Source organism: Nguyenibacter vanlangensis (assembly GCF_013376155.1).
Lineage (GTDB): Bacteria > Pseudomonadota > Alphaproteobacteria > Acetobacterales > Acetobacteraceae > Gluconacetobacter > Gluconacetobacter vanlangensis.
Map to the genome: position 1 here is coordinate 1 of NZ_JABXXP010001298.1, position 507 is coordinate 507.

Genomic DNA, 507 nt, shown 5'->3' on the forward strand with positions numbered 1-507 from the left:
GGCACGCTGGGCCTGTCCGGCGCGGTGCTGCAGGGCTATCTGCGCAATCCGCTGGCCGATCCGGGCATATTGGGGGTATCGGGCGGCGCGGCCCTGGGGTCGGTCCTGGTCTTCTATACCGGGCTGACGGCGGTGTCGGTGCTGATGCTGCCGCTGGGCGGGCTGGCCGGGGCGCTGCTGGCGGTGCTGCTGCTGATGGGCCTGGTGGGGCAGGGCGGGGCGCTGGTCCTGCTGCTGGCCGGGGCCGCGCTGAGCAGCTTCGCCGCCGCGCTGACGGCGCTGGCGCTGAACCTGATGCCCAGCCCCTATGCGTCGTTCGAGATCATGCGCTGGGTCATGGGGTCGCTGACCGACCGGACCTTCACCCATGTATGGGTCAGCCTGCCCGGGATCATCGCCGGCTGGATCCTGATGCTGACGACCGCGCGGGCGCTGGATGCGCTGGCGCTGGGCGACGAGGTGGCGGAAAGCCTGGGCTTTCGCCTGCGCGGCGCGCGCGGGGTGCAG

At 72.4% G+C, this 507-nt stretch carries 1 protein-coding gene; it reads left to right on the plus strand.

Annotated features, from left to right (window positions below):
• Positions 1 to 507, plus strand: a 507-nt coding sequence (locus HUK84_RS22710; protein WP_176642097.1) for an iron chelate uptake ABC transporter family permease subunit, incomplete at both ends; no start/stop codon positions are given.